Origin of the sequence: Bradyrhizobium sp. AUGA SZCCT0222 (genome assembly GCF_018130205.1) — a bacterium.
Classification (GTDB): Bacteria; Pseudomonadota; Alphaproteobacteria; order Rhizobiales; family Xanthobacteraceae; genus Bradyrhizobium.
The window spans coordinates 198,818-224,377 of sequence record NZ_JAFCLX010000005.1 but is presented as its reverse complement, the minus strand read 5'-3'; the positions used below and the strand labels follow the sequence as shown (position 1 = coordinate 224,377).

General features: G+C 62.6%; 26 protein-coding genes. 12 read left to right on the top strand and 14 right to left on the bottom strand.

Going from position 1 to position 25,560, the window contains the following annotated elements; translation table 11 throughout:
• Positions 1 to 74 precede the first annotated feature (74 nt).
• Both JQ629_RS06470 and JQ629_RS06465 read right to left on the bottom strand, forming a co-directional pair.
• On the bottom strand, positions 75 to 266 hold the full coding sequence (locus JQ629_RS06470) for a hypothetical protein (protein WP_192739931.1): 192 nt from the start codon (positions 264 to 266) through the stop codon (positions 75 to 77).
• A complete protein-coding gene (locus tag JQ629_RS06465) occupies positions 263 to 1,072 on the bottom strand; it encodes a transglutaminase-like domain-containing protein (protein ID WP_212411962.1) in 810 nt (269 codons plus the stop codon). Before JQ629_RS06465 ends, JQ629_RS06470 begins: the two co-directional genes overlap by 4 nt.
• 191 nt (positions 1,073 to 1,263) lie before the next feature.
• Here JQ629_RS06465 and JQ629_RS06460 point away from each other — a divergent pair, with 191 nt between their 5' ends.
• The 6 genes from JQ629_RS06460 (at position 1,264) to JQ629_RS06435 (ending at position 3,981) form a co-directional block, all read left to right on the top strand.
• Positions 1,264 to 1,530, top strand: a complete 267-nt coding sequence (locus JQ629_RS06460) for a hypothetical protein (RefSeq protein WP_192739933.1) — start codon at positions 1,264 to 1,266, stop codon at positions 1,528 to 1,530.
• Positions 1,527 to 1,826, top strand: a complete 300-nt coding sequence (locus JQ629_RS06455) for a hypothetical protein (protein WP_212411961.1) — start codon at positions 1,527 to 1,529, stop codon at positions 1,824 to 1,826. The genes JQ629_RS06460 and JQ629_RS06455 overlap by 4 nt, the downstream gene beginning before the upstream one ends.
• A gap of 85 nt (positions 1,827 to 1,911) precedes the next feature.
• Positions 1,912 to 2,100 carry a hypothetical protein gene (locus tag JQ629_RS06450; RefSeq protein WP_192739935.1) on the top strand — a complete coding sequence of 63 codons (189 nt, stop codon included), beginning with the start codon at positions 1,912 to 1,914 and terminating at the stop codon, positions 2,098 to 2,100.
• 48 nt (positions 2,101 to 2,148) lie between these two features.
• Positions 2,149 to 2,427, top strand: a complete 279-nt coding sequence (locus JQ629_RS06445) for a DUF1488 family protein (RefSeq protein WP_212411960.1) — start codon at positions 2,149 to 2,151, stop codon at positions 2,425 to 2,427.
• Between the two features lie 242 nt (positions 2,428 to 2,669).
• Positions 2,670 to 3,107: a response regulator gene (locus JQ629_RS06440; RefSeq protein ID WP_349631217.1), complete on the top strand. Its 438-nt coding sequence runs from the start codon at positions 2,670 to 2,672 to the stop codon at positions 3,105 to 3,107.
• A 100-nt stretch (positions 3,108 to 3,207) separates the two neighbouring features.
• Positions 3,208 to 3,981 (top strand): sensor histidine kinase, encoded by a 774-nt coding sequence (locus tag JQ629_RS06435; protein ID WP_212411959.1) that lies wholly within the window; start codon positions 3,208 to 3,210, stop codon positions 3,979 to 3,981.
• Positions 3,982 to 4,096: 115 nt separating this feature from the next.
• On the opposite strand, the gene JQ629_RS06430 is transcribed toward JQ629_RS06435, so the two are convergent.
• Both JQ629_RS06430 and JQ629_RS06425 read right to left on the bottom strand, forming a co-directional pair.
• A complete protein-coding gene (locus tag JQ629_RS06430) occupies positions 4,097 to 5,686 on the bottom strand; it encodes a gamma-glutamyltransferase family protein (RefSeq protein WP_212411958.1) in 1,590 nt (529 codons plus the stop codon).
• A 50-nt stretch (positions 5,687 to 5,736) separates the two neighbouring features.
• Positions 5,737 to 6,582: an enoyl-CoA hydratase-related protein gene (locus tag JQ629_RS06425; protein WP_212411956.1), complete on the bottom strand. Its 846-nt coding sequence runs from the start codon at positions 6,580 to 6,582 to the stop codon at positions 5,737 to 5,739.
• A gap of 277 nt (positions 6,583 to 6,859) precedes the next feature.
• On the opposite strand from JQ629_RS06425, the gene JQ629_RS06420 reads away from it, so the two are divergent.
• Positions 6,860 to 8,494 (top strand): flavin-containing monooxygenase, encoded by a 1,635-nt coding sequence (locus JQ629_RS06420; RefSeq protein ID WP_249134846.1) that lies wholly within the window; start codon positions 6,860 to 6,862, stop codon positions 8,492 to 8,494.
• Positions 8,495 to 8,570: 76 nt separating this feature from the next.
• On the opposite strand, the gene JQ629_RS06415 is transcribed toward JQ629_RS06420, so the two are convergent.
• The 3 genes from JQ629_RS06415 to JQ629_RS06405 are packed head-to-tail and all read right to left on the bottom strand — an operon-like array spanning position 8,571 to position 10,647.
• Positions 8,571 to 9,368: a 2-keto-4-pentenoate hydratase gene (locus tag JQ629_RS06415; protein WP_212411955.1), complete on the bottom strand. Its 798-nt coding sequence runs from the start codon at positions 9,366 to 9,368 to the stop codon at positions 8,571 to 8,573.
• Positions 9,365 to 10,144, bottom strand: a complete 780-nt coding sequence (locus JQ629_RS06410; protein WP_212411954.1) for a crotonase/enoyl-CoA hydratase family protein — start codon at positions 10,142 to 10,144, stop codon at positions 9,365 to 9,367. Before JQ629_RS06410 ends, JQ629_RS06415 begins: the two co-directional genes overlap by 4 nt.
• A 14-nt stretch (positions 10,145 to 10,158) precedes the next feature.
• Positions 10,159 to 10,647: a tautomerase family protein gene (locus tag JQ629_RS06405; RefSeq protein ID WP_212411953.1), complete on the bottom strand. Its 489-nt coding sequence runs from the start codon at positions 10,645 to 10,647 to the stop codon at positions 10,159 to 10,161.
• Between the two features lie 109 nt (positions 10,648 to 10,756).
• On the opposite strand from JQ629_RS06405, the gene JQ629_RS06400 reads away from it, so the two are divergent.
• Complete coding sequence (locus tag JQ629_RS06400) at positions 10,757 to 11,368, top strand: TetR/AcrR family transcriptional regulator (RefSeq protein WP_212411952.1); 612 nt, start codon at positions 10,757 to 10,759, stop codon at positions 11,366 to 11,368.
• Between the two features lie 9 nt (positions 11,369 to 11,377).
• On the opposite strand, the gene JQ629_RS06395 is transcribed toward JQ629_RS06400, so the two are convergent.
• From JQ629_RS06395 to JQ629_RS06370, 6 genes are all read right to left on the bottom strand, one after another.
• The gene (locus tag JQ629_RS06395; protein ID WP_212411951.1) at positions 11,378 to 12,706 is read right to left on the bottom strand and encodes a cytochrome P450; all 1,329 of its coding nucleotides are present in this window, start codon (positions 12,704 to 12,706) and stop codon (positions 11,378 to 11,380) included.
• 62 nt (positions 12,707 to 12,768) lie between these two features.
• Positions 12,769 to 13,506: an ABC transporter ATP-binding protein gene (locus JQ629_RS06390; RefSeq protein WP_212411950.1), complete on the bottom strand. Its 738-nt coding sequence runs from the start codon at positions 13,504 to 13,506 to the stop codon at positions 12,769 to 12,771.
• The gene (locus tag JQ629_RS06385) at positions 13,496 to 14,242 is read right to left on the bottom strand and encodes an ABC transporter ATP-binding protein (RefSeq protein ID WP_212411949.1); all 747 of its coding nucleotides are present in this window, start codon (positions 14,240 to 14,242) and stop codon (positions 13,496 to 13,498) included. The genes JQ629_RS06390 and JQ629_RS06385 overlap by 11 nt, the downstream gene beginning before the upstream one ends.
• A complete protein-coding gene (locus JQ629_RS06380; RefSeq protein WP_212411948.1) occupies positions 14,239 to 15,198 on the bottom strand; it encodes a branched-chain amino acid ABC transporter permease in 960 nt (319 codons plus the stop codon). The genes JQ629_RS06385 and JQ629_RS06380 overlap by 4 nt, the downstream gene beginning before the upstream one ends.
• On the bottom strand, positions 15,195 to 16,076 hold the full coding sequence (locus tag JQ629_RS06375) for a branched-chain amino acid ABC transporter permease (protein ID WP_212390032.1): 882 nt from the start codon (positions 16,074 to 16,076) through the stop codon (positions 15,195 to 15,197). Before JQ629_RS06375 ends, JQ629_RS06380 begins: the two co-directional genes overlap by 4 nt.
• Positions 16,077 to 16,313: 237 nt before the next feature.
• A complete protein-coding gene (locus JQ629_RS06370; protein WP_212411947.1) occupies positions 16,314 to 17,570 on the bottom strand; it encodes an amino acid ABC transporter substrate-binding protein in 1,257 nt (418 codons plus the stop codon).
• Between the two features lie 1,046 nt (positions 17,571 to 18,616).
• Here JQ629_RS06370 and JQ629_RS06365 point away from each other — a divergent pair.
• The 4 genes from JQ629_RS06365 to JQ629_RS06350 all read left to right on the top strand — a co-directional run bounded on the left by JQ629_RS06365 (position 18,617) and on the right by JQ629_RS06350 (position 24,137).
• Positions 18,617 to 21,796, top strand: a complete 3,180-nt coding sequence (locus JQ629_RS06365) for an AAA family ATPase (protein ID WP_283815898.1) — start codon at positions 18,617 to 18,619, stop codon at positions 21,794 to 21,796.
• An 86-nt stretch (positions 21,797 to 21,882) separates the two neighbouring features.
• Positions 21,883 to 22,392, top strand: coding sequence for a hypothetical protein (locus JQ629_RS06360; RefSeq protein WP_212411945.1), 510 nt, complete (start codon positions 21,883 to 21,885; stop codon positions 22,390 to 22,392).
• A gap of 43 nt (positions 22,393 to 22,435) precedes the next feature.
• Positions 22,436 to 23,605, top strand: coding sequence for a Gfo/Idh/MocA family protein (locus tag JQ629_RS06355; RefSeq protein WP_212411944.1), 1,170 nt, complete (start codon positions 22,436 to 22,438; stop codon positions 23,603 to 23,605).
• Positions 23,606 to 23,657: 52 nt separating this feature from the next.
• Positions 23,658 to 24,137, top strand: a complete 480-nt coding sequence (locus tag JQ629_RS06350; protein WP_212411943.1) for a hypothetical protein — start codon at positions 23,658 to 23,660, stop codon at positions 24,135 to 24,137.
• Positions 24,138 to 24,143: 6 nt separating this feature from the next.
• Here the strand turns inward: JQ629_RS06350 and JQ629_RS06345 are convergent, their stop codons facing one another.
• Entirely contained in the window at positions 24,144 to 25,454 is a 1,311-nt protein-coding gene (locus JQ629_RS06345) for an ABC transporter substrate-binding protein (protein ID WP_212411941.1), read from the bottom strand.
• Positions 25,455 to 25,560 lie beyond the last annotated feature (106 nt).

Sequence of the window (25,560 nt, the reverse complement as noted above, 5' to 3'; positions counted from 1 at the left end):
CGAGTTACGGCCAAGTCGGCCGAAAGTTGCATCCATCTCGCCAGCGGTGCAAGCGGCTCCAGGGATTGAGGTGGCTATTGGCCGCTCGCCAGGCGCCGCAGGCCGGACGCGGTCAAGCCGAGTTCGCCGAGCCGCCGCACCGCGTAGCCGAGGCCGACCAGCCGTTCCCAGTGCAACTGGGGAATTTCACGCTGCGCATCGCCTTTGCTGACTTCGCGCAAGGAGGCGAATTCGTCGGCGCTGAGGGCGGGGTGTGGTTCGCTCATGCGGCGACCTCGTCGGTCCACACCTTGAAGCTCGCCAGCGTGTTCGGGCCGAAGGTCTGGGTGATCGGCACGTCGGAGGCATCGCGCCCCTGTGCAATCAGGACGCGGCCGATCCGCGGCACGTTGTTGCGCGGATCGAACATGTGCCAGCGCCCGCCGATATAGGCTTCGAACCAGCCGGCGAAATCCCCCACGGCCCAGGGCTTGGGCGTGCCGATGTCGCTGAGATAGCCGGTGCAATAGCGCGCCGGAATGTTCATGCAGCGGCAGAACGTGATGGCCAGATGAGCATAGTCGCGGCAGACGCCCTTGCCTTCGCTATAGGCTTCCCACGCCGTCTTGGTGGCGCGGGCGTGCTCGTAGCCGAACGCGATGTGGCGATGCACGAAGTCGCAGATCGCCTGCACCCGCGCCCAGCCCGGCGGCGTCTTCTCGAACAACTGCCAGGCAATGTCCGAAAGGCGGTCGGTCTCGCAATAGCGGCTGCCGAGCAGATAGACCAATGTGTCCGCAGGCAGATCCTCGACCGCGTGCTGGACGGCCGAGTTGAACACGGGATCGGGCAGGCCGGAGTCGCGAACGACGCCATCGGCGGCAAGACGGAGGCGGCCTGCCGGCGCCACCATGCGGCTGCACCAATTGCCGAACATGTCGCGATAGGGGGTGATCTCGACCGCAGGCGTGGTGGTCAGGAAGTCCGGCACGATGACGTCGGAGGCGCGCGTGAAATGAGTGCCCAGCACCATGATCATGGGTGTCGGCTGCGGGAAATCGTAAAGCATTTCGAATCCGACGCGCAGCTTCATTCGAAATACTTTCTTGGCTGAATACCTGCTTGAAATGGCTACGAAACCACCGAATGCAAGGCTTTTGCTGCTTTATTCGACCAAATGCGCCTCTCGACAGAGAAAACGATAGCTAATTGCCGCAAAAGCGCGCACGCTACGCCGATGTCCGAACAATCCGATGGTTCCGTGCGCAGACGAGGTCTGTTGCCATGACGATGCGCTCGCGACGGGAAACGATTCATTTCAGGCACCCGTTCCGCATCAAGGGAATTGATCGCCAACTCGCGCCCGGCGCTTACGAAGTCGTCACCGATGAGGAGATGATCGAAGGGCTGTCGTTCCCGTGCTTCCGGCGTGTGGCCACCATGATCATGGTCCCTGCAGCGGCGCCGCACCGATCTTCGATGGAAATGATTTCGATCAGCTCGGTCGATCTGTCCGATGCGCAGCGGATCGACGCGAGCGCGCCCAAGTGACCGAGATCCCGATCGAGCTCGACAAGCATCGCGGCATGGCGGCGCAGAAGGCAACCGACATCCGCCGCGTGCTCGCCGACGTCGAGGCCAACGCGAAGCTGCTGCGCGACAAGCAGGGCGTGGTTGAGATCCAGCTCCTGGCCGTACCGGCCGCCTCGTGGTCCGAGGCGGTGGCCAAGGCGCGTTATGTGCTCAACCTCTATTCGGCCAGCCTCGCGCCATCAGACACGCATCACCGCGACCTCGTGAGCGTGGTGCTTGCGGATCTCACCCGGCTCTCCGGCGATGATGCCTGAACAAAACGAACAAGCGGCTTCGACCAACCAAGACTTTATCCAGCGTGTTCGACGCAAGATCGAACGGCCAAACTGAAAGTATCTGATGAAAAATCTCTCGCCCCGTCACGTCAAGACAGAAGAATCGCTTCGCCTCGGTGTCGTGTCCGGCTGGTACTCGACCAAGGTCAGCGGCACTTTCGTTTCGGGCCCGCATGATTCCGAAGCCGACTGCCTGCGCAGGATTGCCGAAATCAATCCCCCGCCGGCCAAGAAGAAGATGATGGTGGGTTGAGTGGGAGAAATCGATGGTACGGTTGTTCCGACCTTTGAGAACCGCCCGATGACGCTCGCGCGTGGCAGCATCGGGGGCTACGAATATGATCGCATGGTGCTGAAGTTTTCCATGATGGACGACGGCAGGGAAGTCCCCTGCGCCGTCAGTGCGTCGGCGATGGACGATCTTGAGCGTGTTTCGCGGACAGCGCCGGAACGGCGTGAAGAGCAGTTCATCCGGCTGCGCGACCGGATCGAACAATGCGCCTCGCGCAAGTTCCAGGCGCGGGAGTTCGAGGGCACGCCTCCCGGCATCATCCTGCGCAGCATCGACTTTCGCGGCTGATGTTCGAGGCCCCGACGCGGCCCGGAATTGATAGCGTCGCTGCGTGAGCCGGGATCGACACCTGCCTTAATTGGCAAGCGCAGCGGTGCAAATATCGGTCGTCGTTGCGGAACTCTGCGTCCGCAGCGCCGTTGCCAATCGATCCCCAAGCGCAGTGGGATTGGCGATCCGCCACAGTCAGCAGCCCAACATGATCAAAGTTATCTCGGCGTTCGCGATATTCGCGCTGCTAGGAGCGTCGGGTGCAGCCGTTCGCGAAGTGCGCCTGGTCATTGCGCGCAGATGAGCCGTACATGATGCCGTTGAATCATTCCCTCCTTCCGCTCGTCGTGCTCGTCGTTGAAGACGAGATGATGCTGCGCATGCGCGTGGTCGATATGGTGGAAGACGCCGGCTATGTCCCGGTCGAGGCCGTGGACGCGGATGAAGCCATGGCCATCCTCCGCTCCCGATCCGATATCGCGCTGATGCTTACCGACGTTCAGATGCCCGGTAGCATGAACGGGCTGCAACTGGCACACGCGGTCCGCGAGAATTGGCCGCCCATCAAGATCATCCTGGCGTCCGGACAGCTGAAATTGTCCGGCAGCGACATTCCGTTGGACAGCCGATTTTTCGGCAAACCGCTGCAATCCGACGAAATCATCGCGGAAATGCACGAAATGCTCGGCCCGGCCTGAAATCGGCAGGGAAGAAATACCGATGATTCTGCACCGTAACGGTCAGACGGCTGGCATAAAGAAATGTCCGGAACCGGACAGATGGTGGTATTCGTTGTCGATGTTCAGAACAGTTCCTGATCCGTATGCCTCCCTCGATGCGTCCGATCCGACGTCACCGCAGGAGGAACTGGCGGCAGAAAACGTCAGTCTCCGGCTGCTGCTGACACAGGCCAAGCTCAGCGCCGAGACGCTGCTTGAGCAGGCCGGCATCGACGCAAAGGAGCGCGAAGCCGCCGACAAGCTGCAAAAACTGATCCTCGAAGAGCTTCATCACCGCATCAAGAACACGCTGGCAACCGTGGGCGCCATCGCGTCGCAAAGTCTTCGCAACGCGCCGAGCACGCAGCATGCGCAGCAAGCGATCGAAGGCCGTTTGCTGGCGCTCGGTCGGGCCCATGATCTGCTGTTGCAGGCGCGCTGGACCGGTGCGGAGCTGCGAACGATCGTCAAGGGGGCGACCGAGCCATTCGACAATCCAGACAAGCCCCGGTTTTCGATTGCCGGGTCCGATGTGCAGATCGCATCAGGCGCGGTTATTGCGATCGCGATGACCCTCAACGAACTCTGCACCAACACCACGAAATTTGGCGCATTGTCGGTGCCCGCCGGTCACGTGGCAATCAGCTGGGCGAAGGATGGGCCGGCATCGCGGCTGCATTTCACCTGGAAAGAACAGGATGGCCCGGCGGTTGCGGCCCCGACGCGCCAGAGTTTTGGCACGCGCCTGATCGAGACGCTCGGCCGGCAACTCAAAGGCAATGTCAGATTGACGTACGAGCCGAGCGGGTTCGTCTATTTTCTCGATATTCCCTTGCTCTCGCTTGAATCGTGAGCGGCTGAATTAGCTCGATCGAATCGAGCTGCTCATGGGCGAGGGGCGGGCGGGAAAGAGCCGCGTGGACGATCCAGACTTTTCGCATCGGGCCGTACCCTTTGCGATTGTCGCGTTACGCTTCCGCGACCGCCTCACTCCATGGCTGGAACACCTCGGTGGCGCCGCTGTTGGTGGCGCCGTCGCGCAGCACGACGCTCGGGCAGGCGAACTTCATCGGCGTGGTCTGGATCCGCGCTTCCTCGTAATCGAACTGCGCACGCAGGCTCTCCCGCGTTGATTTCGGCAAGCGCACGTCGCCGATCACGATGGCGCCTTCGCTGGCGTCGATGCGCGGCTGATGGATCGCCGCGTCCAGATCCATGCCGTAATCCATCACGAACGACAGAAGCTGCGTCACCGCGGGCAGGATGCGCCGACCGCCGGAGGCGCCGATGGCGGTGCGGCGGCCGTCAGACGCCTGCGCCAGCACCGGCGTGTAATTGGTGAGGCAGCGCTTGCCCGGCGCCAGCGAATTCGGCGTGCCCGGCGTCGGGTCGAACCACATGATGCCGTTGTTCATGGTGATGCCGGTTTGCGGGCAGACGAATTTGGAGCCGAACGATGACAGCAGGGTCTGCGTCACCGCGGCCATGTTGCCGTCGCGATCGACGGCCGAGAAATGCGTGGTGCAGGCCGGCGCCAGCGTTTCGGCGCCGAGCGCGCGGCGGCCGTCGGCGTCACCCATGTCCTTGAGGCGTTCGCGGTAGGCCGTTTGCAGTGCCTCGGCGTACGCTGCATAGGCCGCGGAATCCGGTGCGCCCTTTGTTGGCTGCAGATTTTGCTGCAGCAGGTGCAGCGTACGCGCCAGCGTTGGTCCGGCGGTCAGTTCCGGCGTCGCAAACACGTTGCCGCCGCGATAGGGGATCGCCAGCGGTTCGCGCAGAAAAGCCTTGAACGGGATGAGATCTTCGACCGACAGCGCGCCGCCGGCGCTTCGCACATCGGCGGCGAGGCTGCGCGCCAGATCGCCTTCGTAGAAATCGCGCGGACCTTGCGCGGCCAGATGCGCCATCGTGGCCTTGAGCTTGTCCTGTGGCAGGCGGACCTTGGTCTTGATCCCCCATGGTGCATTCGGCGGCAATCCATCAACGAGATAGGCGGCGGCGCTGGCGGGATAGCGCCTGAGATCAAGCGCCGCACTCGCAATCATCAGCGTGGTCCACCAGTCCACCGCGAGGCCCTCTCCGGCGAGGGCGACGCTGGGCGCGATCAGTTCCTGCCATGGCATTTTGGCGTGGCGGCGATGCGCTTCCTCCATGCCGGCAACCACGCCGGGCACCGCGATCGCGCCGGGGCCATGGATGTTGCGGTCGTCCTTGACCCGCGCCCACGGAAACAGATCGGATGCCGCTCCGCCGCTCAGCGGATAATCCTCCAGGCGCAGGCTGAGCGGCGCCCGCATGCCGTAGTCGATCACTTCATAACGGTCCTCGCGGGCGCGATAGAGCACCATCGCGCCGCCGCCGCCGAGCCCGCTCATCCAGGGCTCCAGCACGCCCAGCGCAAACGTGGTCGCGATCACGGCATCGACGCAATCGCCGCCCGCCGCCAGCACCTCGGCGCCGACCTTGGCCGCCTTGCCGGATTGCGCGGCGACGATACCGCCCTTGGCGGTAACCGCGGGTTTGCGGATCTGCTGGGTGTTGGTGAACTGGTCGCGCATGCTGCTGCCTTTGCTACTTGTCTGTATTGATTGTCACACGATCGCGGCTGCTATTTCCACCAGGGATACTGGCTCGGCATATCCTGCGATACTTTCCCGGGAAAATCCGGCGCTCGCTTTTCGAGAAAAGCCTTGACGCCTTCGCGCACGTCGGCGTGGCCGCCGCGCTCGATCGACATCGGCTTGTCGATATCAAGCAAGTCAAAGGGGGCGGGGGCGCCGGAGAAGCGCCACAACATCTGCCGCGTCAGTGCGACTGAGACGGCTGACGTCCCTTCGGTCATTTCGCGCGCGATCTCCTTGGCGCGCGCCAGCAATTCTGCGGGATCGACCACTTCACTGACGAGGCCGCCTTGCCGCGCTTCATCCGCGTCGAACATCCGGCCCGACAGGCACCAGCGCAGCGCCTGCGGCAGGCTGACGAGCTTTGGCAGGAACCAGGCGCTGCCGGCTTCCGGGACGAGGCCGCGGCGCGCAAAGATGAAACCGATTTTCGCGCCCCTGGCCGCGATCCTGATATCCATCGGCAACGTCATCGTGATGCCGACACCCACCGCCGGTCCGTTGATCGCCGCAATCGAGGGCTTTCGGCAATTGAAGATCGCCTCGACAAAGCGGCCGCCGCCCGGGTTCGGGCTGGCAAACACGCCGGCGCCGTGGCTGCCGGAGGTGTCAAAACTTGCCGCACCGCCCGACACGTCGGCGCCGGCGCAGAAGGCGCGGCCGGCGCCCGTGACGATGATGGCGCGGATATCGTCATCAGTGTCGGCGCGCTCAAAGGCATCGGCGATTTCCGCGCCCATCTGGCCGGTATAGGCGTTCAGTTTTTCCGGGCGGTTGAGAGTGACGATCATCAAGGGACTGTCGAGGTCGCATGTGATGTGCTGGTAGCTCATAGGCCCCCTCAACTGTTCCCGCCTGAGGCAACCATCCCAGATGCATTTTGGTTGTGCAATCAGGGTTCGTGCATGGGTGGATGATGATTGCAGGGCGAAACTGCAGGGCACGGGAAATTGCAGCAAGCGCGAAACGGTTCGATTTCAAACAATGTTTCAAGGCAGAATTCCGCGGCGCAACACCGGCATCCTGACGCAAGTGCTTTGCCGCGGATTATTGCTTTAGTGACGGACACAAGCGCCGTCGTTGCCAAGAACAACAAAGACCGGGTGGAAAATGACCGAAGGGACCAAGGCTCCCCGCGAAATGGCTCCCCGCGACAAGTCGCATTACGAGGTGATCGTGATTGGCGCGGGAGTGGCCGGCATCTATCAGATCAAGCGTCTGGCCGATCTCGGGGTGGATGCCGCGGTGCTGGACGGCTCCCCCGACCTCGGCGGGACCTGGTACCGGAATCGCTACCCGGGCGCACGTTTCGACTCGGAGAGCTACACCTATGGTTATTCCTTCTCGCGGGAATTGCTCAACCAGTGGCACTGGAAGGAACGCTTTTCGGGTCAGCCCGAAAACCTCCGCTACCTCAACCATGTCGCCGACAAATTCGATCTGCGCAAATACATGCAGTTCAACGCGAAGGTCGAGGCGGCCGCGTTCGACGAAGCGCAGCACATCTGGCGGCTCAGGATCGACGATGGCCGCGAGCTGACCTGCCGGTTCGTCATTCTGGCGATCGGCCTGCTCTCGACACCGACCTTGCCGCGGCTGGAAGGCATGGACACCTTCAAGGGCCGCTCGTTCCATACCTTCTACTGGCCGCACGAGCCGGTTGAGATGGCGGGCAAGAAGGTCGCGATCATCGGCACCGGCGCCACCGCGATCCAGGTGATCGGCGAAATCGCCGACAAGGTCGGCGAATTGACCGTATTCCAGCGGCGGCCGAACTGGGCGGCGCCGCTCAACAACGGACCGATCTCGGACGAGGAGATGGCCGATATCAGGTCGCGCTATGACGACATCTTCGCGGCCTGCGCCCGCAGCCCCGGTGGCTTCGAGCATGAGCCCGACCGCCGCGGTTTCCATGAGGTGACGCGCGAGGAGCGGCTGGCGCTGTGGGACAAGCTCTACGACGAGCCGGGATTCGGAATCTGGCTCAGCAATTTCCGCGAGATCTTTACCGACGAAGTGGCGAACGCCGAGTTCTCCGCCTACATCGCCGACCGCATCCGCCGGCGCGTGAAGGATCCGGTCATCGCAGAGAAATTGATTCCGAAAGACCATGGTTTTGGCGTGCAGCGCGTGCCGCTGGAGACGAATTATTTCGAGGCCTATAATCGCGACAATGTACATCTCGTCGATATCAGCGAGACGCCGCTCGAACGCGTGACCGAAACCGGCCTGCGCACGTCGGCGCGCGACTATGATTTCGACATCATCATCTATTCGACCGGCTTCGACGCCATCACCGGCGCGTACGACCAGATCGACATCACCGGCATCAATGGCGAGAAACTATACGATAAATGGAAGGGCGGTCCGTCGACCTTCCTCGGCATGCTCGTTCACGGTTTTCCAAACCTGTTGATGCCGACCGGCCCGCAAAGCGGCTCGGCTTCGACCAATTTTCCGCGCGGCATCGAGACCGGCGTCAATTGGTGCATGGGCTTGCTCGGGCACATCTGGGATCGCGGCTACACCAGCGCCGATCCAACTTTGGCGGCGCAGGAGCGCTGGAGCGCGCATGTGAAAAAGATGTACGCCATCATGCTGATGCGAAACGCCAAGTCGTGGTTCACCGGCTACAATTCCAACGTTCCCGGCCACGAGCACGGCAAGTACCGCTACTTCGTCTACAACGGCGGCACGCCGAAATACGTCGCCCGCCATCAACGACGCCGTCGCCAAGGGCTATGAAGACATCGTGTTTGCGTCGGGCGCGCGGCGTGAACCGGACGCCGCGCGTTCGCGCATCCCGGCGTAGCCGGGCGCTTCACTCGAACGCGATCTCGACGGTGGCCGCATCGTCGAATCGCGCGCGCACGCTTTGACCGGCGCGTACCGGCAGCATGCCCGTCATCGAGCCCGTGCTGATGGTTTCACCGGCGCGAAGCCCGTCGCCCCAATGCCGGCGCTCCTCGGCCAGCCACAGCAAAGGGGCCAACGGATCGCCCATCACGTCGCCGCCGCTGCCCTCCCGCCGCATCGCGCCATCGACCTCGAGCCGCACCCGCATCGAAGCGAGCCCGTCACACCAGTTCTCGATGCGGTCGCCGAAGACATAACGGCCCGACGCGCTGCCGTCGGCAAGGATCGCCGGCAGCGGCGGCAGCGCGCCGCGGCGATACCGGCATTCCGCGACCTCGATGCCGGCATGCACTTCGGCAATGGCATCGGTCACCTCGGGTAGCGTCCAAGGCTCGCGACGCGGCGGCAGATCGCGGGCCAGCGTCACGAAGAACTCGCATTCAACCAGCGGGTCGAGCAATTCGGCCGCCTTGAAGCGCGCAGGGGACCTGCACTCGAAACGGCGGAAGGTGCGGCCATAGATCGGGCCGTCCAGCCCGAGCTTGCCGCGGACCGCATTTGTCGTGCCCGCGATCTTCCAGCCCAGCGTTGGCCAGCCGAGCTGCTCGGCCACGACGCGGTTGACCTGATAGGCGCCCGCGGCCGTCTCCGGCACGAGATCGTCAGCCAAGGTCTCGAGTTGGCGGCCGTTACGGCGGGCTTCGGTGAGCAGGTCGGCGAGGGCCTGCTGCCGGGTGGAAAGCGCCATATCGTTCACGATCATCGGCCCTGAAAGACGGCGGCCCGGCGCGCGATGAAGGCCTGGATGCCCTCGCGCGCGTCGGCCGAATTCAAAACACGCTCGCGGATCGTGGGGATGTAGGCGATGGCCGCGGCTTCGCCACCCTCGACATATCTGAGCGCCGCTTCCTTGGTGACCTGAATGCCGAGCGGTGCGTTGCGGGAGATGATCGCGGCGATCTCCATCGCGCGCCCGATCTGCTGTCCGGCCGGCACGACCTCCTGCACCAACCCGATCTCCCGGGCACGCTGCGAACTGAATTCATCGCAAAGCAGAAGGTGATACATCGCATCGCCCCAGCCGGCACGCGATAGAAAACGGAAATGCGCGCCGCCGAGCGGCGCAATGCCGCGCTTGGCTTCCATCTGGCAGAAACGGCAATCGTCGGCGGCAATCACGATGTCGCCGGCCAGCATCAACTCGATGCCGATCGTGAACACGATTCCCTGCACGGCGGTGACAACAGGCTTTGCGCAGCGCTTCTGCAGGCCGAAGGCGTCGACATTGCCCTCCTTGAAATTGCGCTTCTCGGCGGTCGGGCCGAAGAATTTCGGCATGTCGAGACCGGCGGTGAAATCCCCGCCTTCGGCGCAGATGACGCCGACCCAGTAATTCTCGTTGTCGTGCAGCTCGGTCAACGCGTCAGACAATTGTTCCATCATCAGCGGCGAGAAGGCGTTCTTCTTCGCGGGGTTATCGATGATGATCTTGAAGATGTGGTCGTGCGTCTCGGTGCGAATCCTGCCCTCGGTCGTCATGTCGGTGACCTCCCTTATCTGTCATATTTGGTGGCAAGCGCGGTGCGGATCGCCGCCGCGCGCTCGGGTGGAAACGCCGAAGCGCCCTGGTCGAGCAGGTCGAGGAACGACAGCACGCCGCCGCGCGAGCCCCAGCAGCCCTCTTCGATGATTCGGAAATTGATCCACCAGCCCGGGGAAGGCGCTTTCATCCCGCAGGCTTCGGTCAGCGCGGCAAAGATGTTGCGGATGACAGCCGCGCGATCCTCGCGTGTCCAGCAGCAGTCCATCACCGCCACGTCCAGCACCATGACATCGCCCGGTTTGTCCGAGAGCAGTTCTCCGCCGATGGCGATCATGTCGAGCGGACGCTCGAGGAAGTGGACCTGGTAGCCGCGCCGCGCCTCGGGCGCGAGACGGCCGACCTCCGGAACCAGCACGGCGTCCGTCAGCGTCCTGGCCAGTACCCGCCGCTGATCGGCGTTGAGCCGCCCCTGCGGCGTCATCACGTGAATGAAGGTCATGAGGCGTTCCTCTCGGGCTTGTGCTCGCTATGACGAGTGGCATAGTCCACGTCAAGCTGGCTATGTCAACTGTCATATCCTAGGATGGGCTGATTCCCGGGAGACGGAAATGACCTCAGAGACCAGGGCGAAAATGGTGGCGGGCGCGGCCGATCTGATGAGCCGGCGCGGCGTCAACGGCACCAGCATGCGCGACATGGTACGGCACACCGGCACGCCGCGCGGCTCGATCAGCCATCATTTCCCGCGCGGCAAGCAGCAATTGGTCGAGGAAGCGATCGTGTTCGCCGGTGCGCAGGTCTCGGGGCCGCTGGAACATCTGACGCGCGAGCGCGGCGCCATCGCCGGCCTGCGAACCTTCATCGCGTTGTGGCGGCAGACACTAGAGAAGACCAAGTTTCAAGCCGGCTGCCCGGTGCTGGCGGTCGCCGTCGAGCAGTTCGTCAATGATGCCACGGAACGCGACGGCAAACCCGATCAAGCCGCGCAAAGCCATCTGCTCGATCTTGCGGACGGCGTCTTTGCGGACTGGCAGCGCATCATGGTCGAGGCCTTAAGGAGCGAGGGCGTCACGCCCGCACGGGCGCGGCGGCTCGCGGCGCTGGTGATCGCTTCCGTCGAAGGCACGGTCGCGATGTGCCGCGCCGCGCGCAGTGCGCAGCCGCTCGAGGATGTCAGGCTGGAACTGGAACTGGCGCTGTTCGCGGCGATATCGGGCTGAGCGGCACGCTCAGGCCGGAGTAAACCGCACCGGCAGTTTGCGGATGGCGTGGACGAAATTGTTCGGCGCCATTTCGATGCCGCCGGCGTACTCGATATCCGGCAGCCGCGTCAGCAGCTGGCGATAGACTTCCTCGAGCTGCAGCTGCGCCACGCGCTTGCCGATGCAGACATGCGGGCCGAAGCCGAAGGCGATGTTCTTCGACGCATTGGCGCGGCGGATGTCGAGCCTGTCAGGATCGGGAAAGATCGCAGGATCGCGATTGGCGGCGCCGTAATACATGATGACCTTCTCGCCGGCCGCGATCTTCTGTGCCCCGATCTCGGTATCTTCCGTTGCCGTGCGGCGCATATAGATCACCGGGCTGATCATGCGGATCAGCTCATCCACGGCGTTGGGCAGCAGTGAAAGGTCGGACATCAGCGCGCGCTTCTGATCGGGAAATTCGGTCAAGAGCTTCATCGAGCCGGAAATCGAATTGCGCGTGGTGTCGTTGCCGGCGAATACGATCAGCAGCCAGGAGCCGTCGAGATATTCGTCGCGTAGCAATTCGCCGTCGATGGTGGCGCGCGCGATCGCGCTCATCAGATCGGGCTTTGGATCGGCGCGTCGCTTCTGCAGCATGTGCTGGCCATAGGCGAACATCTCGGCGACGTTCTCGTTGAACGCCTTGACGAACGCCATGAACTCGGGCGTCGGCTGCGGATTTTTGCGTTGCGTCGCCGCGACATGGCCGGCCACTTCGAGATAGTGCATCCAGTCCAGGAATTTCGGCCGGTCGGCTTCCGGCACCCCGAGGATTTCGCACAGCGTGAACAGCGGCAGGCGTGACGACAGCGTCTCGACCAGGTCGCATGCGCCAAGGCCGGCCATGCCGTCGATCAGCCGCGTGGTCTCGATAGCCACTTTCTCCCGGATGCCCGTGAGATAGCCCGGCGTGAAATAGGGCATGTGCTCCTTGCGGAGTTGCAGGTGCCAGGGCGCGTCCATGTTGATCATGGCATCGACGGAGGCGCGGAACAGCAGCGGATGCCGCGTTTCGGGCGGACCATAGGCCATCAAAATTCCGCCCTTCTGCGACGAGAAGGTTTTGGGATCGCCATCGACGCGCATCACGTCGTTATATTGGGTCAGTGCCCAGAAGCCGGGGCCATTATTGCCCTCGCGCTGCCACGCCACCGGCGCCTCGGCGCGCAGCCGGGCATAGATGTCGAACGGCTGTCCCTGCAGGAACAGTTCGACATTGGACAGCGCGTCCGGCTCGACTTCGGGATAGGCTCTGGGGAATACGGGTCCGGCGGGCAGGCCCAAGGGGAAGTCTTCGCTCAGGAGACGCATCGGCTGGTTTCTCCGGTCAGGTTGCCGACTTTACAAGGACGCGTGCGCGCCGTCTTGCGCCATCAGGCTACGCCGCCGAGATAGAGCCGCTTGACGATGTCGTTACCCTTCAATTCGTCGACGGAACCGGCCGCGACGACGATCTCGCCGTGGACGATGATGTAGCCGCGGTTGGCGATGCGGATCGCCTGGTTGAAGTTCTGCTCGGCCATCAGCACGGTGAGGCCGAGGCGCTGATTGAGATCGCCGATCTTGGAAATGGTTTGCGATACCAAGAGCGGCGACAGTCCGACCGACGGCTCGTCGACCAATAGCAGGCGCGGCGAGGACATCAGCGCGCGCGCGATCGCGAGCATCTGCTGCTGGCCGCCGGACATGGTGCCGGCGAGCTGCTTCTGCAGGTCCTTCAGCACCGGAAAGGTTTCGAAGGCCTGCGCCAGATTCTTGTCGATGTCGCGCCGGGCCGCCTTGCGGAAGGCGCCGAGCATCAGGTTTTCCAGCACCGTCAGTTTGGGAAACAGCCGCCGCCCCTCCGGCACCATCGCGACGCCCAGATCGACGATGGCTTCCGGTGACAATTTGGTCAGGTCATGCGTGGTGCCGTCGATCGTCAGCTGCATGGTTCCGCGCTGCGGCCGCACCAGCCCGGCGACGCACTTCATCAGCGTGCTCTTGCCGTTGCCGTTGGTGCCGAGCAGGGCGACGGTCTCGCCCGCTTTGACATCGAGCGAGACGCCGCGCAGCGCCTTGACAGCGCCGTAACCGGCATCGAGGTCTGAGATCGCGAGGCTAAGTGCCAAGATAGGCCTCCTGCACCCGCTGGTTGGCCATGACTTCGTTCGGCGCGCCGATCGCGATGATCTTGCCGGCGTCGAGGCACATCACGCGCTGCGAAAAACGCATCACCGCCTGCATGATGTGCTCGATCATGATGACGGTGATGTCCTGGTCCGCAAGGCTCATCAGGAGATCAAGCACCTCGTCGACTTCCGAAGAGGAAAGCCCGGCCATCGCCTCGTCTGATATCAGCAGTTTGGGCCGCGTCGCCATCGCGCGTGCGAGCTCCATCTTGCGCAGTTCGACCTGGCTCAGCGTGGTGGCGGATGCATTGGCCTTTGACGCTAGACCCATGCCGGCAAGGATCGACATCGCCGTCTCGTGCCGGTGCGCAGCGGAGACGAGCGGATCCGTGACCACCGCGAAATCAAGCGCCACCATCAGGTTCTCGACCACCGTCATGCTTTTGAACGGCCGCGGGATCTGGAAGCTGCGGGCAATGCCGCGGCGGGTGCGGACATGCGCCGGCAATTGCGTGATGTCCTCGCCGCGGAACACCACAGTACGGGCCTCGGTGCGGAACGCGCCGGAGATGCAGTTGATCAGCGTGGTCTTGCCCGAGCCGTTCGGGCCGATCAGGCCGAACCGCTCGCCGGGGCGGATGTCGACGCTGACATTGTCGAGCGCGGTGAAGCCGCCGAAGCGCTTTGTAAGCCCTGATATCTGCAGCAGGGGTGCGCCAGTGTCGGGGGGCGTCATTGCTTGCCCTCCCTGCGATGGCGGCGAACCCGGCGCAGCAGGCCGATCAAGCCCTCCGGTGCGGCCACCACGAACAGCACCAGCATGACGCCGAGCACCAGCACGTTCACTTCCGACGAGATGGTCACGGTCAGCAATTGCTGCGTGGTGCCCAGCAGGATGGCGCCGACGATCGGGCCGGCCCAATGCGCGGTGCCGCCGATCAGCGACATCGCCAGCGTCGAGACGGAATAGTTGAGGTTGAACGCGGAGGAGGGGTCGGCATATTGCAGATACATCGCAGCGGGTGCGCCGGCCGCGCACATCAGCGCGCCGGAGACGACGCAGGCCAGCACTTTCAGCCGCAGGGTCGGCACACCCGTGCATTCCGCGGCGAGTTCGTCGTCCCGCAATGCCTGCAGGCCGCGGCCGATCCACGAATTCTGGATGTAGCGCGAAATCACAACCGCCAGAACCACGAGCACCGCCTGGACAAAGAACAGCATCTGGACATAGCCGGAGAACGGCCACGTCACCGGTGGGCGCTGTAATTGAATGCCGGCCGCGCCGCCGACATAGCGCCAGTTGGTGATCGAGGTCTCGATGACGATGGTCAGCGCGATCGTCGCGATCGAGAAGAAGATGCCCTGCATGCGCAGGGTCAATAGGCCCAATGCAAAGCCCATCAGCGCGCCGACGCCGGCGGCGGCGGCGATCTGCACGAGGAGCGGCGCGCCGGCCACCTTGAACAGGAACACCGCCGTGTAGACGCCCATGCCGAAGAACGCGCTGGTGCCGAAATTCACATAGCCGGCATGGCCACCGAGGATGCTCCAGGCTACCGCGAGCACGATGAATTGCAGGATCACATAGCCGGCGAAGAAGGGGTACTCGTTGGTGATGAGCTTTGTCATCAGCGCAATGGCGATCAGAAAGACCGCCGCGCCAATCCAGAAAAAGATACCGTTGCGCTTCATGACCGCCTGCCGAACAGCCCCTGCGGCCGCACGGCGAGAACGCCGAGCAGCATCGCGAAGGAAATGGCCGGCGCCCAGGAGGCGCCGAACAGCGTCAGCACGATCGATTCGGCGACGCCGAGGATGATGGCCGCAACCAGCGTGCCGGTCATGCTGCCGAGCCCGGCCATGACGACGACGCAGAAGGTCCGTCCGATATAGGCGCGGTCGAGCGTCGGGTCGACGGGGGCGACGATGATGAGCAGTGCGCCGGCAATGCCGAGCACGGCCGTTGCGATGCCGAACGCCCATTGCTTGATCCGGATCGGGTTGGCGCCCATCAGCCGCAGCGCTTCCTGGTCCTGGGCGACCGCGCGGATCGCGCGTCCCATGAAGGTCTTCGACAGATAAAGCGCCAGCAGGGTCGTCAGCAAAGCGGCGACGGCGAACGCGACCACCAGCCGGTAGGGAATCCGCATATCGCCGATCCGCCAGGCCTTGCCGATATAGGGCGCGGTGACCGAGCGCTGGTCGACGCCGAACTGCAGGATGATCAGGACTTCGATGATGAAGGCGATGCCGAAGAAGAACGCGATGCCGCGCACGCCGGCGTCGCTGCCGCGTTTCTCGAACGTCTCGTAATACAGGCGGTAGGCGGCGAGACCGAATACGAAGAGGAACGGGGTGATCAGCAGTCCCGCCAGCAGCGGATCGATTCCATAAAATTCGTTGAGCACATAGACGGCGTAGGACGCGAGCACCAGAAAGGCCGGGTGCGCGACGTGGGGAACGTCGAGCAGGCCGAACGCGACTGACAGCCCAAGGCTGACCGCCGCGTAGAAACAGCCGAGCAGCACCCCGAGCACTACTGCATCAAGCAGCAGTTCAAATGAAAACACGTAAGGTCCCCCTTGACCCGCTCCTGAGCCGCCGCCTTCCCGGTTCGCGCACGCGCTGCCTTTCCCACTCAAATTGCTCGGGGCGCTGGTGCGCCGACCGGGGTCAGCGCACCATGGTCCGGAGATCATAGCGTTTTCCGGCGAAGTGGATGCCGGTTCGCGTCAAGAAAACGCGTCAAAATAAGGAATCTAGAGTCCCGTTTCGATTCAATCGAAACGGGACTCTAGCCGCGATGGTTATTTCCGGGCAGCCTCGAACGGGCTGATGAGATCGCCGGATTTCATTTTCGCCGGGAACAGGATCACCTGGGTGCCGGGCTTGCGGAACTGGTCCATATTCTTGTCCACGACGCCACGGAACTGCGCCTGCAGCGTTGCGGATTCCTTTCGCTCGCCGTCGGCGGCGAACGAGATCGGACCGACGATGGTCTTGTGCTCGTTCTCGCGCAGATACTTTGCGAGCGCCTTCTGGTCGAGCGATCCCACTGCCTTGATCGCCTGCTCGATCATCTGGCCGCTGGCGTAGCCGAACGGCGCCAGATAGTAGCCGAGCGGATCGACCTTGGCTTCGATGGCGCGCTTGGTATAGGTCTCGAAGAACGCTTTGGTCCCCTCGTTCTGCATGCTCGGTTCCGGCAGCCATGTGTTGTAGTTGACGACGCCATTGAGCAGGGAGCCGAGATTTTCCATGACGGCGCCGAACTGCAGCCCGACCATGCCGCCGCCGAAGATCTTGACGTTGTCGCCGATTCCGATTTCGTTCACGGCGCGCAAAATTCCGGCCGAGTCCGGCGGATAGGACGCGACATAGACGATGTCGGGCTTGGCGGCCTTGAGCGCGCGGAGGATCGAGGAAAATTCCACCGTGTTCGGCGGATAGGCCTGGTCGAACACGACCTGCATGTTCATCTTCTTGGCGACGTCGCGTGCGGTCAGCGCCAGGTTCTGCGCGAATTCCTGGTCGGCCGCGAGCAGCGCGATGGTCTTGCCGCCGGCCTTTTGGCCGAGTTCGAGGAAGGACGCCGCCCAGCTGTCGGCCGGTCCCCATGGGGCATTGTTGAACCACATGTCGTGGCCAACCTTGCTGTTCACCTGGAACGAGAAGTTGCCCATCAGCAACATGCCGCGCTGCTTGACCAGCGGCATCAGCGGCGCGGTGGGCACGGTCGCGTAGGGTGCGAACAGGATATCGACCTTGTCGACGTCCAGAAGCTTGGAATAGATCGCCGGCGTTTCCGAAGCGCTCGACTTGTCGTCATAAACGATGAGTTCGACCTTGCGGCCGAGCAGGCCACCCCTGGCGTTGACGTCGTCGCGCCAGATCTCGATGCCGAGCTGCGAGGCCTTGCCGCCGCCCGCCAGACCGCCGGTCTGTGCCATCGACATGCCGATCTTGATCGGGGGTTGCTGAGCGAGTGCGGCTGAGGTGAGCCCAAAAGTTAGGCCAAGCACGGCGGCGGTGATCGTTCCGCCGAGAAGCGTCCTGCGTTTCATTGATCCTCCCAAAGATCTCGTTCTGTTTGGTTCTTGTCGCCTGTCCGCGCTCTATGGCGCTTTTGCTGCAAGGTTAGAACTAAAGCGCGCCCGGCCACAAGCCACAATGGAACGCGGATGCAACCTTTGGCACCCTACGTTCGGGGGATCATCCGAAGTGACGCTGCCGCGACCGTTGGCCGCGCTCGCCGGCCGCCGGCGCAGACTTGGGAAGTCGCCCATTCCCGCCGCGGGACGGCGGCCGGGGATCGCCGACGGGCTCGGCGCCGCCGGCGCGAGGCCGGTCGGTGAGTTGAAAGGTCGTTGCGCCGATATTTCTGATCGCCAATGCACAGGCGCCGTTCAAAGGGCCTGCAGGAGCTGAACGCTTACGGCAAGTCACGGCCCGAGGGCCTGCCCTTTGGGTACAGGCACAGGCTGGCCGCGCGCTTGCCGATCCCGAGGTGAAACAGAAGCTGCTGATCCGGGGGCTGGAAGCTCACGCAGCGGCACGGCCGCGGAGTTCGGCAAAGTCATCGACGGCGAGACGCGCAAGTGGAGCGCGGTGGTCCGCGATGCGGCCTCAAGGGGGAGTAGGCTTTCTCCTCACCGATCGGTTGCATCTACCGTGGGTGTCGAAAGCCATTATCAGCGTTGCATGGCAGCAAACAAAGTCGAGCCTCAACGTCTATTGCTCGCCGCGCAACTGCTGTTCAGGTGTTGAAGCAAGGTGGTGACCATCTCATCCGCGATGAATGTCGAGTCCATCGCCAAAGGTCAGCCTTTTTCCGTCGGGCGGTATGACTGCCTGACGCCGGTACCCCGAGAGCTCGGGGCCGCCGGCATCCAATCTGCTCCGATGAGCCGATATGGTTAAGGCTTGCCCCCGCAAAGTGACGATCGGCGCATCCAGACGCGGGCAGACAAAAGGCCGTCTTAATCCGGTGGTTCATCGGGGATAACAACCTTGCAGAGGCGGGCGGAATGGGTCACCATTCCAAATGGCAGCAAAAGGCTAAACACAAGAAATTACTCGAATAATCGACTGATCCCGTCAGGACGCGATTATGTTTTGTGATGCGTGCCGATCGGCAATGGATGAGCGGGACAAGTACTGCGCGGCCTGCGGGGCTCGGGCGCTGCAAAAGCGATGCGACAGCTGCGGTAAATCCAATCGGCCGGAAAGCAGTTTCTGCGCTTATTGCGGAGACTCGCTACGCGTAACCATCAACGGCGGCGGTGCTGTTGCCGAAGATGTCCAGGCCTCTACCGAACCCAAGGCCGAACTCAAATTCGTAACGATTCTGCGCGCGGATATTGTCGGCTCGACGAACATTGTTGCGGACCTCGATCCCGAACATGCCGTCTCCCGTCTCGAACCCGCACTGTCAGCGATGCGGGCCGCGGTTCGACAATTTCGCGGCACAGTCAGCAAGGAGCTCGGGGACGGATTGGTGGCCGCGTTTGGCGCCCCGAGCGCTGACGATAACCACAGTCGCCTTGCCTGCCACGCCGCGATCGAACTGATCCGGCGTGTTGCAGAACTTGGCGACCCGAGCATCCAGGTGCGCGTGGGGCTGCACTCCGCCTACGTCCTGGCCTATGTCGTTTCGAGTGACGTCTCCCACGTCTACGAATTCGGCGGATCAGCACAGCACTTGGCGGAACGACTGCAGGCCGTCGCCCCACCCGGACAGATCATGGCCTCGGAAGCGTGCCGGCTGCTGTCCGAAGGGTTCATCGACTTCGAGACGATGGAGCCAAGGCATCTGAAGGGCTTCGCAAACCCAATTCCGATGTTCAGGGTGGTGGCGGTTCACCAGCTTTCAACCTGGCAGGTTCGCAAGGCTCGAAGCATCGGGCGGTTCGTCGGAAGAGACTCTGAAATGAAGTCTCTTAGAGCGGTGGCCGACGGAATCGCGAAAGACGGGAAAATGGTTTCCGTGCTTGGCGATCCCGGCATCGGTAAATCGCGTCTGGTGTACGAGTTTGTGGAGGAGTTGCGGGCGGCCGGCTGGCGGGTGATCGAGGCCGAATGCAGCCCGCCCTTGCAAGCCTCGCCCTTTGCCGTGTTGAAGAACGTTCTGCAATCGGCGCTGTCGCCACATTTGCGGGCCGGCAAGCCGATTCCGGGCGAGGATCCGCTCGCCGGTCTGCCGCCGATCTGGCACGCGGCGATAGATGCCGTGCTGGACCTCCCGGTTTCGGATCCGGATTGGAGCAAGCTTGAGCCCAGGCAACGTGGTCGGGCAATTGCAGAGGCAAGCCGTGCCGTCATTGAGCGCATAACCCAGGACTCGCGGGTCATGCTTCTGATCGAGGATTTGCACTGGATCGATAGTGCGAGTGCGGCGCCAATTGAATCCCTGGAATCACTGACCGCCCGTCATCCGTTGCTGATCGTGACCACCAGCAGGCCGACCGGAACGCCGGAGCTGCGTAGCCGACGAAGCTCGGTCAGTCTGTGGTTGCGTCCGCTGGACGACGACGCCGGTCGCGAAATGCTGGACGATATCCTTGGGCATTCCCCGTCGGTGACGGACTTGAAGGACCGCATCCTCCGACATACCGGCAACGTGCCGCTTTTCATCGAAGAGGTGTGTCGCGGTCTTTCGGATCAGGTCGTTCTCGGCGGGCACCACGATAGCGGCAGCGTTGACATATCTCCGGATAGATTGGGCATGCCCGCGACCATTCAGGGCATGATCGCCGCGCGTATCGATCGTTTGAGCTGGGATGAAAAGATTCTGCTTCGGACAGCGGCTGCGGTCGGAACACAGGCAACCGCCCGCATCTTGCAGGAGGTAACTGGTCTGCCGGACGAGCAGCTGCAGTCTCAACTGGCCGCGCTCGATCGCGCCGAACTCCTGATCGAAGTCAGTTTGTTGCCAAGCCACGTCTACGAATTTCCGCACGAGCTGATCCGCCAGGAAGCGTACGAATCCATGCTGGAAGCGGCGCGTGAAAAACTGCATCGGCGAATTCTCGCCAGTATCGAGGCTGGAGCGTCGGGTCGTCTGGACGACCAGTCCGATGTTCTTCTATACCACGCAACAGGCGCAAAGGACTGGCGAAAGAGTGCGCTGTTCGCCCGCAATATAGCCAGGAAATGTATTGATCGTTCGGCGCTGGCCGAGGGCGCGCAATATTTCGGGATTGCGATCGATGCGCTCGACAAGGCGCCGCTATCGGCCGAGCGCGAGACGCTTGCCATCGATCTGCGGATTGAGTCGCGCGTGGCGTTTTCTTCCTTTGGCGTTGTCGACAAGTGGCTGAGTCTGGCGAAGGAGGCCGATGCGCGCGCGGCGGCGATCGGGGACCATGCGCGCAAGGTTGCGACCATGGCGGTGCGGGCGGCGGCGCTCAATTTTTATGGCGCGCCCGTCGAGGCGATCGAGGCCGGGGAGGAGGCTGTCGGCAAGGCCGAGCAACTCGGCGATCGTGGATGGCTGAGCTACGCGGAGTTTGGCTTGGGCCAGGCTTATTTTGTCGCGGGCCGGTGCCGTGAAGCGGAGAAAATGTTTGCACGCGCGTGCCAGCAACTGACGGGGCCGGATCCCAGGGCTCCGCTCGGCAACACCCCGCAAGGTTTGGCGATCCTTTGCTACATGATGTGGGCTGTCGTGCTGAGTATGTTGGGGGAGTGGGAGCAGGCAGAGGTCGTTCAGGGGCATGCGCGCGCGATTGCCGATCGCACCGGCCGACCCATCGATCGCGTGTCGGTTGGTTATTGCTCGGGCTCGATCCTGCTCAACCGCGGTGATTTCGCGGGCGCAAAAGTCGAGCTTGAGAAGGCGTTGAAGCTGGCCAAGGAACACGAAACAAAACTCTACGTCCCAATTCTTGCTTGCCTTTGCGGAATGGCAAATCTGGAGCTCGGCCTGATCGACGAGGCCAAAGTCGTTTTGACGGAAGCACGAGACCAGGCACATGCGGTCGGTCATTCATCGGTCATGTTACGGGCGCCCAACTACCTGGCGCTTGCACAGAACGCGTCCGCGGATGCGCTGGAAAACGTCAGATCGGTTCGCGCTGGAGCTCGCCAGCAAGGGTATGAAGGTCTTGAAGCGGAAACATGGTTATCGGAAGGGAGGATGTTCGCGATGCGGCCGGAGGCTGATCCGGAACAAACAAGCCTATGCTTGCGGAACTGTATCGCCATTGCCGAGCGGCTTGAGCATAAGCCTCTTGTCGCGAAGGCGGAGGCGTTACTGGTCAAGGTGAACGGCGAGTCCGTTCGACACTAAAGGCTGCTCATCAACTTTGAAGGCATCGTCAATTACGTCTGGTGTGAAACGGCCTCTTGAGGCAGTGAAACAAAGTGGAGGTGACAATGGCTGATAAGAGCTTTTTTGCCGGGTTCTATCAGAACCCGAAATTTATTGACGCTATGAACAAAAACTACACGACCAACGCCATGAAGGAGAGCGTCAAGACGCTGCAAGGTCATGCAAGCATTAGCCTGGCGACTATGAAGTGGGGTGAATATCAGCCCGTCCTGACGCCGCGGGATAAATGGCCCGGAAAGACCTACGAACTTTGGCATGAATCGATGCTGGCGGCCCGAGACAGTCTCGCGACGCAACCCAACAAGCTGCAGCTCTCACCGGACGATGCCGCGGTGCCTGCTACAAAGTGCGATCTGGCCGACGCCGCGATTCGAAAGTGTTTTAACTCGGTACCGCCGATCCAAATCGTTATCGCGGTCAAGGTGAAAGAGGCTGGCGAAAACGATCCAACCGCCCACGACCTCAAGATAGAATGGACGACCATGGGGGGAGAGACCACCCTCAACTTTACGATGGTCTGCCCTTACGAGCCGCCAGCGTCGAAGGGGGGCTAGCGGGCCGAATTACGGCCGGCTAGACAAGACTCCTGGAGGTATCATGGCAAAGATCAGGGTCGGTCTGGCCGGCTGCGGCTTTGTGTCCGAGCTGCATATGTATGCGTACAAGCGCGTCTACGGCCTGGACGTCGAAGTCCGGGCCGTCGCGGCACGCGGCGATCATGTCCTTGAGTTCGCCCGCCGGCACCAGATCCCGACGGCGTATCGCAGTTTTCGCGATTTGATCGCCGACGGCGAGCTCGACGTCATCGACATCTGCACGCCGCCGAATTTGCACGCCTCGATGATCGTCGAGGCGATGCAGGCCGGCAAGCACGTGGTCTGCGAGAAGCCGTTCGCGGGTTATTTTGGGCGAGAAGGCGACAAGGCGCCGATCGGCAAGCACGTGTCCAAGGCGCTGATGTACCGGTGCGTGCTGGAAGAGATGGAAATCACCCGTGCGGCGGTCGAGAAGACCGGCAGGCTGTTCATGTATGCGGAGGATTGGATCTACGCGCCGGCGGTGACCAAGACCGTGGAGATCCTCCGCGCCACAGGGGATAAGATCCTGTTCATGAAAGGCGAGGAGAGCCACAGCGGCTCGCACGCGGCGCATGCCGCGCAATGGGCGATGACCGGTGGCGGTTCGCTGATCCGGATGGGGTGCCACCCGCTTTCGGCGATGCTTTATCTCAAGCAGGTCGAGGCGAAAGCACGGGGTGAGACGATCAGCGTCGCCAGCGTCAGCTGCGACGTCGGCAACGTTGCGGCGTGCCTGCGGCCGGACGAACGCGGCGTCATTAAGTCCAATCCGGTCGACGTCGAAGACTGGGGTACGCTCACCGCCACCTTCTCCGACGGCACCAAGGCGACGATATTTTCCGGCGACATGATCGCGGGCGGCGTGCGCAATTTGATCGAAACCTATACCAGCGGCGGCGCGCTGTTCGCCAACATCACGCCGAACACGCACATGATGAGCTACCAGACATCAGAGGAAAAACTCGCGAGCGTCTACATCACCGAAAAGGTCGATCGCAAGACCGGCTGGCAATATGTCTGCCTCGAGGAAGAATGGACGCGCGGCTACTTGCAGGAAATCCAGGATTTCATGGAATGCGTCGCGACGGGGAGGCAGCCCCTCTCAGATCTCGCGCTGGCCTTTGAGACGATCAAGGTCAACTACGCCGGCTATTGGGCCGCCGAAGAGGGCCGGAGAGTGACGCTGTGAGTTTGAGTTGATCTCCCACGCCCTGGTTCCTGCGGGCTGCCTGGAGGTTCCGATGACGAATCTGACGAGGCTGCTGGTCCTGGCTATCTCTTGGATGTGGGGCGCAGGCGCTGCATACGCATGTTCCTGCGATCCTGTCTCTCTCGAAGCCGGCTTTGACCGCGCCCAGTATGTGTTTGCCGGCAAGGTCGTCCGCGCGGACCACCACGCATGGCTCATCGAGGTTGAGCGCGCGTGGAAAGGCGGTGAAAGGCTCGCTCGCACCATCAAGTTGATGGACGTCTACGCAACGCTGGACTGCGAGTTCTTTTTTCAGCCTGGGCGGCGCTATGTTTTCTTCGCCATCCTGGCGAAGGGTGGTCGTGAGGTGTTTTATCACCCGCAAGCCTGCAACTGGACGAGACCCCTGCAGTCGACGCGCGTTCCCGTCGAGGGCAGTGAACCGCTATGGCTCGAGGATTTCATCGCGCGCGAGCACGGCCCGGGAGAGCAACCCCGCGCCGACGCCCTTGATCGGACAAGCCCTCGATAGAATACGCTACGACGCGTAGACCGACGATTTCGGCAGCGGGAACACCGGGTCCTGCGTCCTGATATTGGTTGGCCAAACCACCGAGATGTGCTCACCGGCATTCTGCATCACGACCGGGGTCGAACGCTCGTTCTGACCGGCGAGCGGCGTGCCCGGCGGAAAGAATTTGACGCCGTAGCCCTGGATCGTGCCGCCCGGCGGGATGTCGACGTCGAGCGCGGCCTTGCGAATGGCATCGGGATTGAAGCCGCCGTATTTGTCCTTGGCGACGGGCAGCACGCTGTTGAGCAGGATCCAGGTCTGGTTGAAGCCCATCGAGCAGTGCGGCGGCACGTCGGTCGCGTTGGTCTTCTCCTTGTAGCGTGTGATCATTGTCTTGGTGAGATCGCCGATGCCGGGCGCCAGTTTGGTCGGATCGAGCAGTTGCGCAGGCACCGGATCGATGTTGCAGAAATTGTCGATGTCCGCGGCGAAGGTGGCGCGCAGCTTGTCGAGCTGGCTGTAGCCCGCGCCGGCGCCGAACAGCATCTTGAACTTGAGGCCGTTCTCGCGCGCCTGGCGCAGGAACAGCGTGATATCGGGATTGTATCCCGCGTGGGAGATCACGTCGGGCCTGGCACGCTTGAGCTTGGTCACCAGCACCGAGAGGTCGGGCGCGGAGGCCGAATAACCTTCCCGAAGCACGATCTGAAGGCCAGCCTCCTTGGAATAGGCCTCGTCGGCGGCGGCGACCCCGACGCCATAGGGGCCGTCCTCGTGGATCAGCGCGACCTTGACGTCCTTGGGCTCCATCCCGAGTTTTGCTTTCGCGTGTTCGGCGATGAAGCCGGCGAAGGCCTGGCCGTACTGATCGGAATGAATCTGGGCGCGGAAGACGTATTGCAGGTTTTTGTCCTTGAACACGGCGGTCGAAACCGCGGTCGTGATCCAGAGGATCTTTTTCTGCTGCTCGACTTTGGCTGCGAGCGGCACCGCGTGCGAACTCGCATAGACGCCGTTGATGATGTCGATCTTCTCCTGGTCGATCAGGCGTACGGCCTCGTTGATCGCGATCTCGGGCTTGCTCTGGGAATCGGCGGCGACGGCGGCGACCTTGTACTTGCCGCCGATGCCGCCCTTTTCGTTGACGAGATCGATGGCGATCTGCGCGCCGATCGAGGAGGCAACCGATCCGCCCGCTGCAAAGGGGCCGGTCAAGTCGTAGATCAGGCCGATGCGCACCGTCTCGGCTTGCGCCTGGGCACGTGTCCAATCGAAGCTGAATGCAGCGGCCGCAGCCGCGGAAGTCTTCAGCAGTGTTCTGCGTGAAGTGGGCATCGTGTCCTCCCATCGATTTTTCTTTGTTATGGCCGAGTATTTTGACAATGCGCTGGAATGTCAACGGCTTTGCCGAGCGGTTGATCGCGATAGCAGCGTTCCCGGC

Coding starts and splice junctions, on each gene's coding strand:
- JQ629_RS06470 (WP_192739931.1), bottom strand. CDS start 266: ATGAGCGAACCACACCCCGCCCTCAGCGCCGACGAATTCGCCTCCTTG.
- JQ629_RS06465 (WP_212411962.1), bottom strand. CDS start 1,072: ATGAAGCTGCGCGTCGGATTCGAAATGCTTTACGATTTCCCGCAGCCG.
- JQ629_RS06460 (WP_192739933.1), top strand. CDS start 1,264: ATGACGATGCGCTCGCGACGGGAAACGATTCATTTCAGGCACCCGTTC.
- JQ629_RS06450 (WP_192739935.1), top strand. CDS start 1,912: ATGAAAAATCTCTCGCCCCGTCACGTCAAGACAGAAGAATCGCTTCGC.
- JQ629_RS06445 (WP_212411960.1), top strand. CDS start 2,149: ATGACGCTCGCGCGTGGCAGCATCGGGGGCTACGAATATGATCGCATG.
- JQ629_RS06435 (WP_212411959.1), top strand. CDS start 3,208: ATGTTCAGAACAGTTCCTGATCCGTATGCCTCCCTCGATGCGTCCGAT.
- JQ629_RS06430 (WP_212411958.1), bottom strand. CDS start 5,686: ATGCGCGACCAGTTCACCAACACCCAGCAGATCCGCAAACCCGCGGTT.
- JQ629_RS06425 (WP_212411956.1), bottom strand. CDS start 6,582: ATGAGCTACCAGCACATCACATGCGACCTCGACAGTCCCTTGATGATC.
- JQ629_RS06420 (WP_249134846.1), top strand. CDS start 6,860: ATGACCGAAGGGACCAAGGCTCCCCGCGAAATGGCTCCCCGCGACAAG.
- JQ629_RS06415 (WP_212411955.1), bottom strand. CDS start 9,368: ATGATCGTGAACGATATGGCGCTTTCCACCCGGCAGCAGGCCCTCGCC.
- JQ629_RS06410 (WP_212411954.1), bottom strand. CDS start 10,144: ATGACGACCGAGGGCAGGATTCGCACCGAGACGCACGACCACATCTTC.
- JQ629_RS06405 (WP_212411953.1), bottom strand. CDS start 10,647: ATGACCTTCATTCACGTGATGACGCCGCAGGGGCGGCTCAACGCCGAT.
- JQ629_RS06400 (WP_212411952.1), top strand. CDS start 10,757: ATGACCTCAGAGACCAGGGCGAAAATGGTGGCGGGCGCGGCCGATCTG.
- JQ629_RS06395 (WP_212411951.1), bottom strand. CDS start 12,706: ATGCGTCTCCTGAGCGAAGACTTCCCCTTGGGCCTGCCCGCCGGACCC.
- JQ629_RS06385 (WP_212411949.1), bottom strand. CDS start 14,242: ATGACGCCCCCCGACACTGGCGCACCCCTGCTGCAGATATCAGGGCTT.
- JQ629_RS06380 (WP_212411948.1), bottom strand. CDS start 15,198: ATGAAGCGCAACGGTATCTTTTTCTGGATTGGCGCGGCGGTCTTTCTG.
- JQ629_RS06370 (WP_212411947.1), bottom strand. CDS start 17,570: ATGAAACGCAGGACGCTTCTCGGCGGAACGATCACCGCCGCCGTGCTT.
- JQ629_RS06365 (WP_283815898.1), top strand. CDS start 18,617: ATGTTTTGTGATGCGTGCCGATCGGCAATGGATGAGCGGGACAAGTAC.
- JQ629_RS06360 (WP_212411945.1), top strand. CDS start 21,883: ATGGCTGATAAGAGCTTTTTTGCCGGGTTCTATCAGAACCCGAAATTT.
- JQ629_RS06355 (WP_212411944.1), top strand. CDS start 22,436: ATGGCAAAGATCAGGGTCGGTCTGGCCGGCTGCGGCTTTGTGTCCGAG.
- JQ629_RS06350 (WP_212411943.1), top strand. CDS start 23,658: ATGACGAATCTGACGAGGCTGCTGGTCCTGGCTATCTCTTGGATGTGG.
- JQ629_RS06345 (WP_212411941.1), bottom strand. CDS start 25,454: ATGCCCACTTCACGCAGAACACTGCTGAAGACTTCCGCGGCTGCGGCC.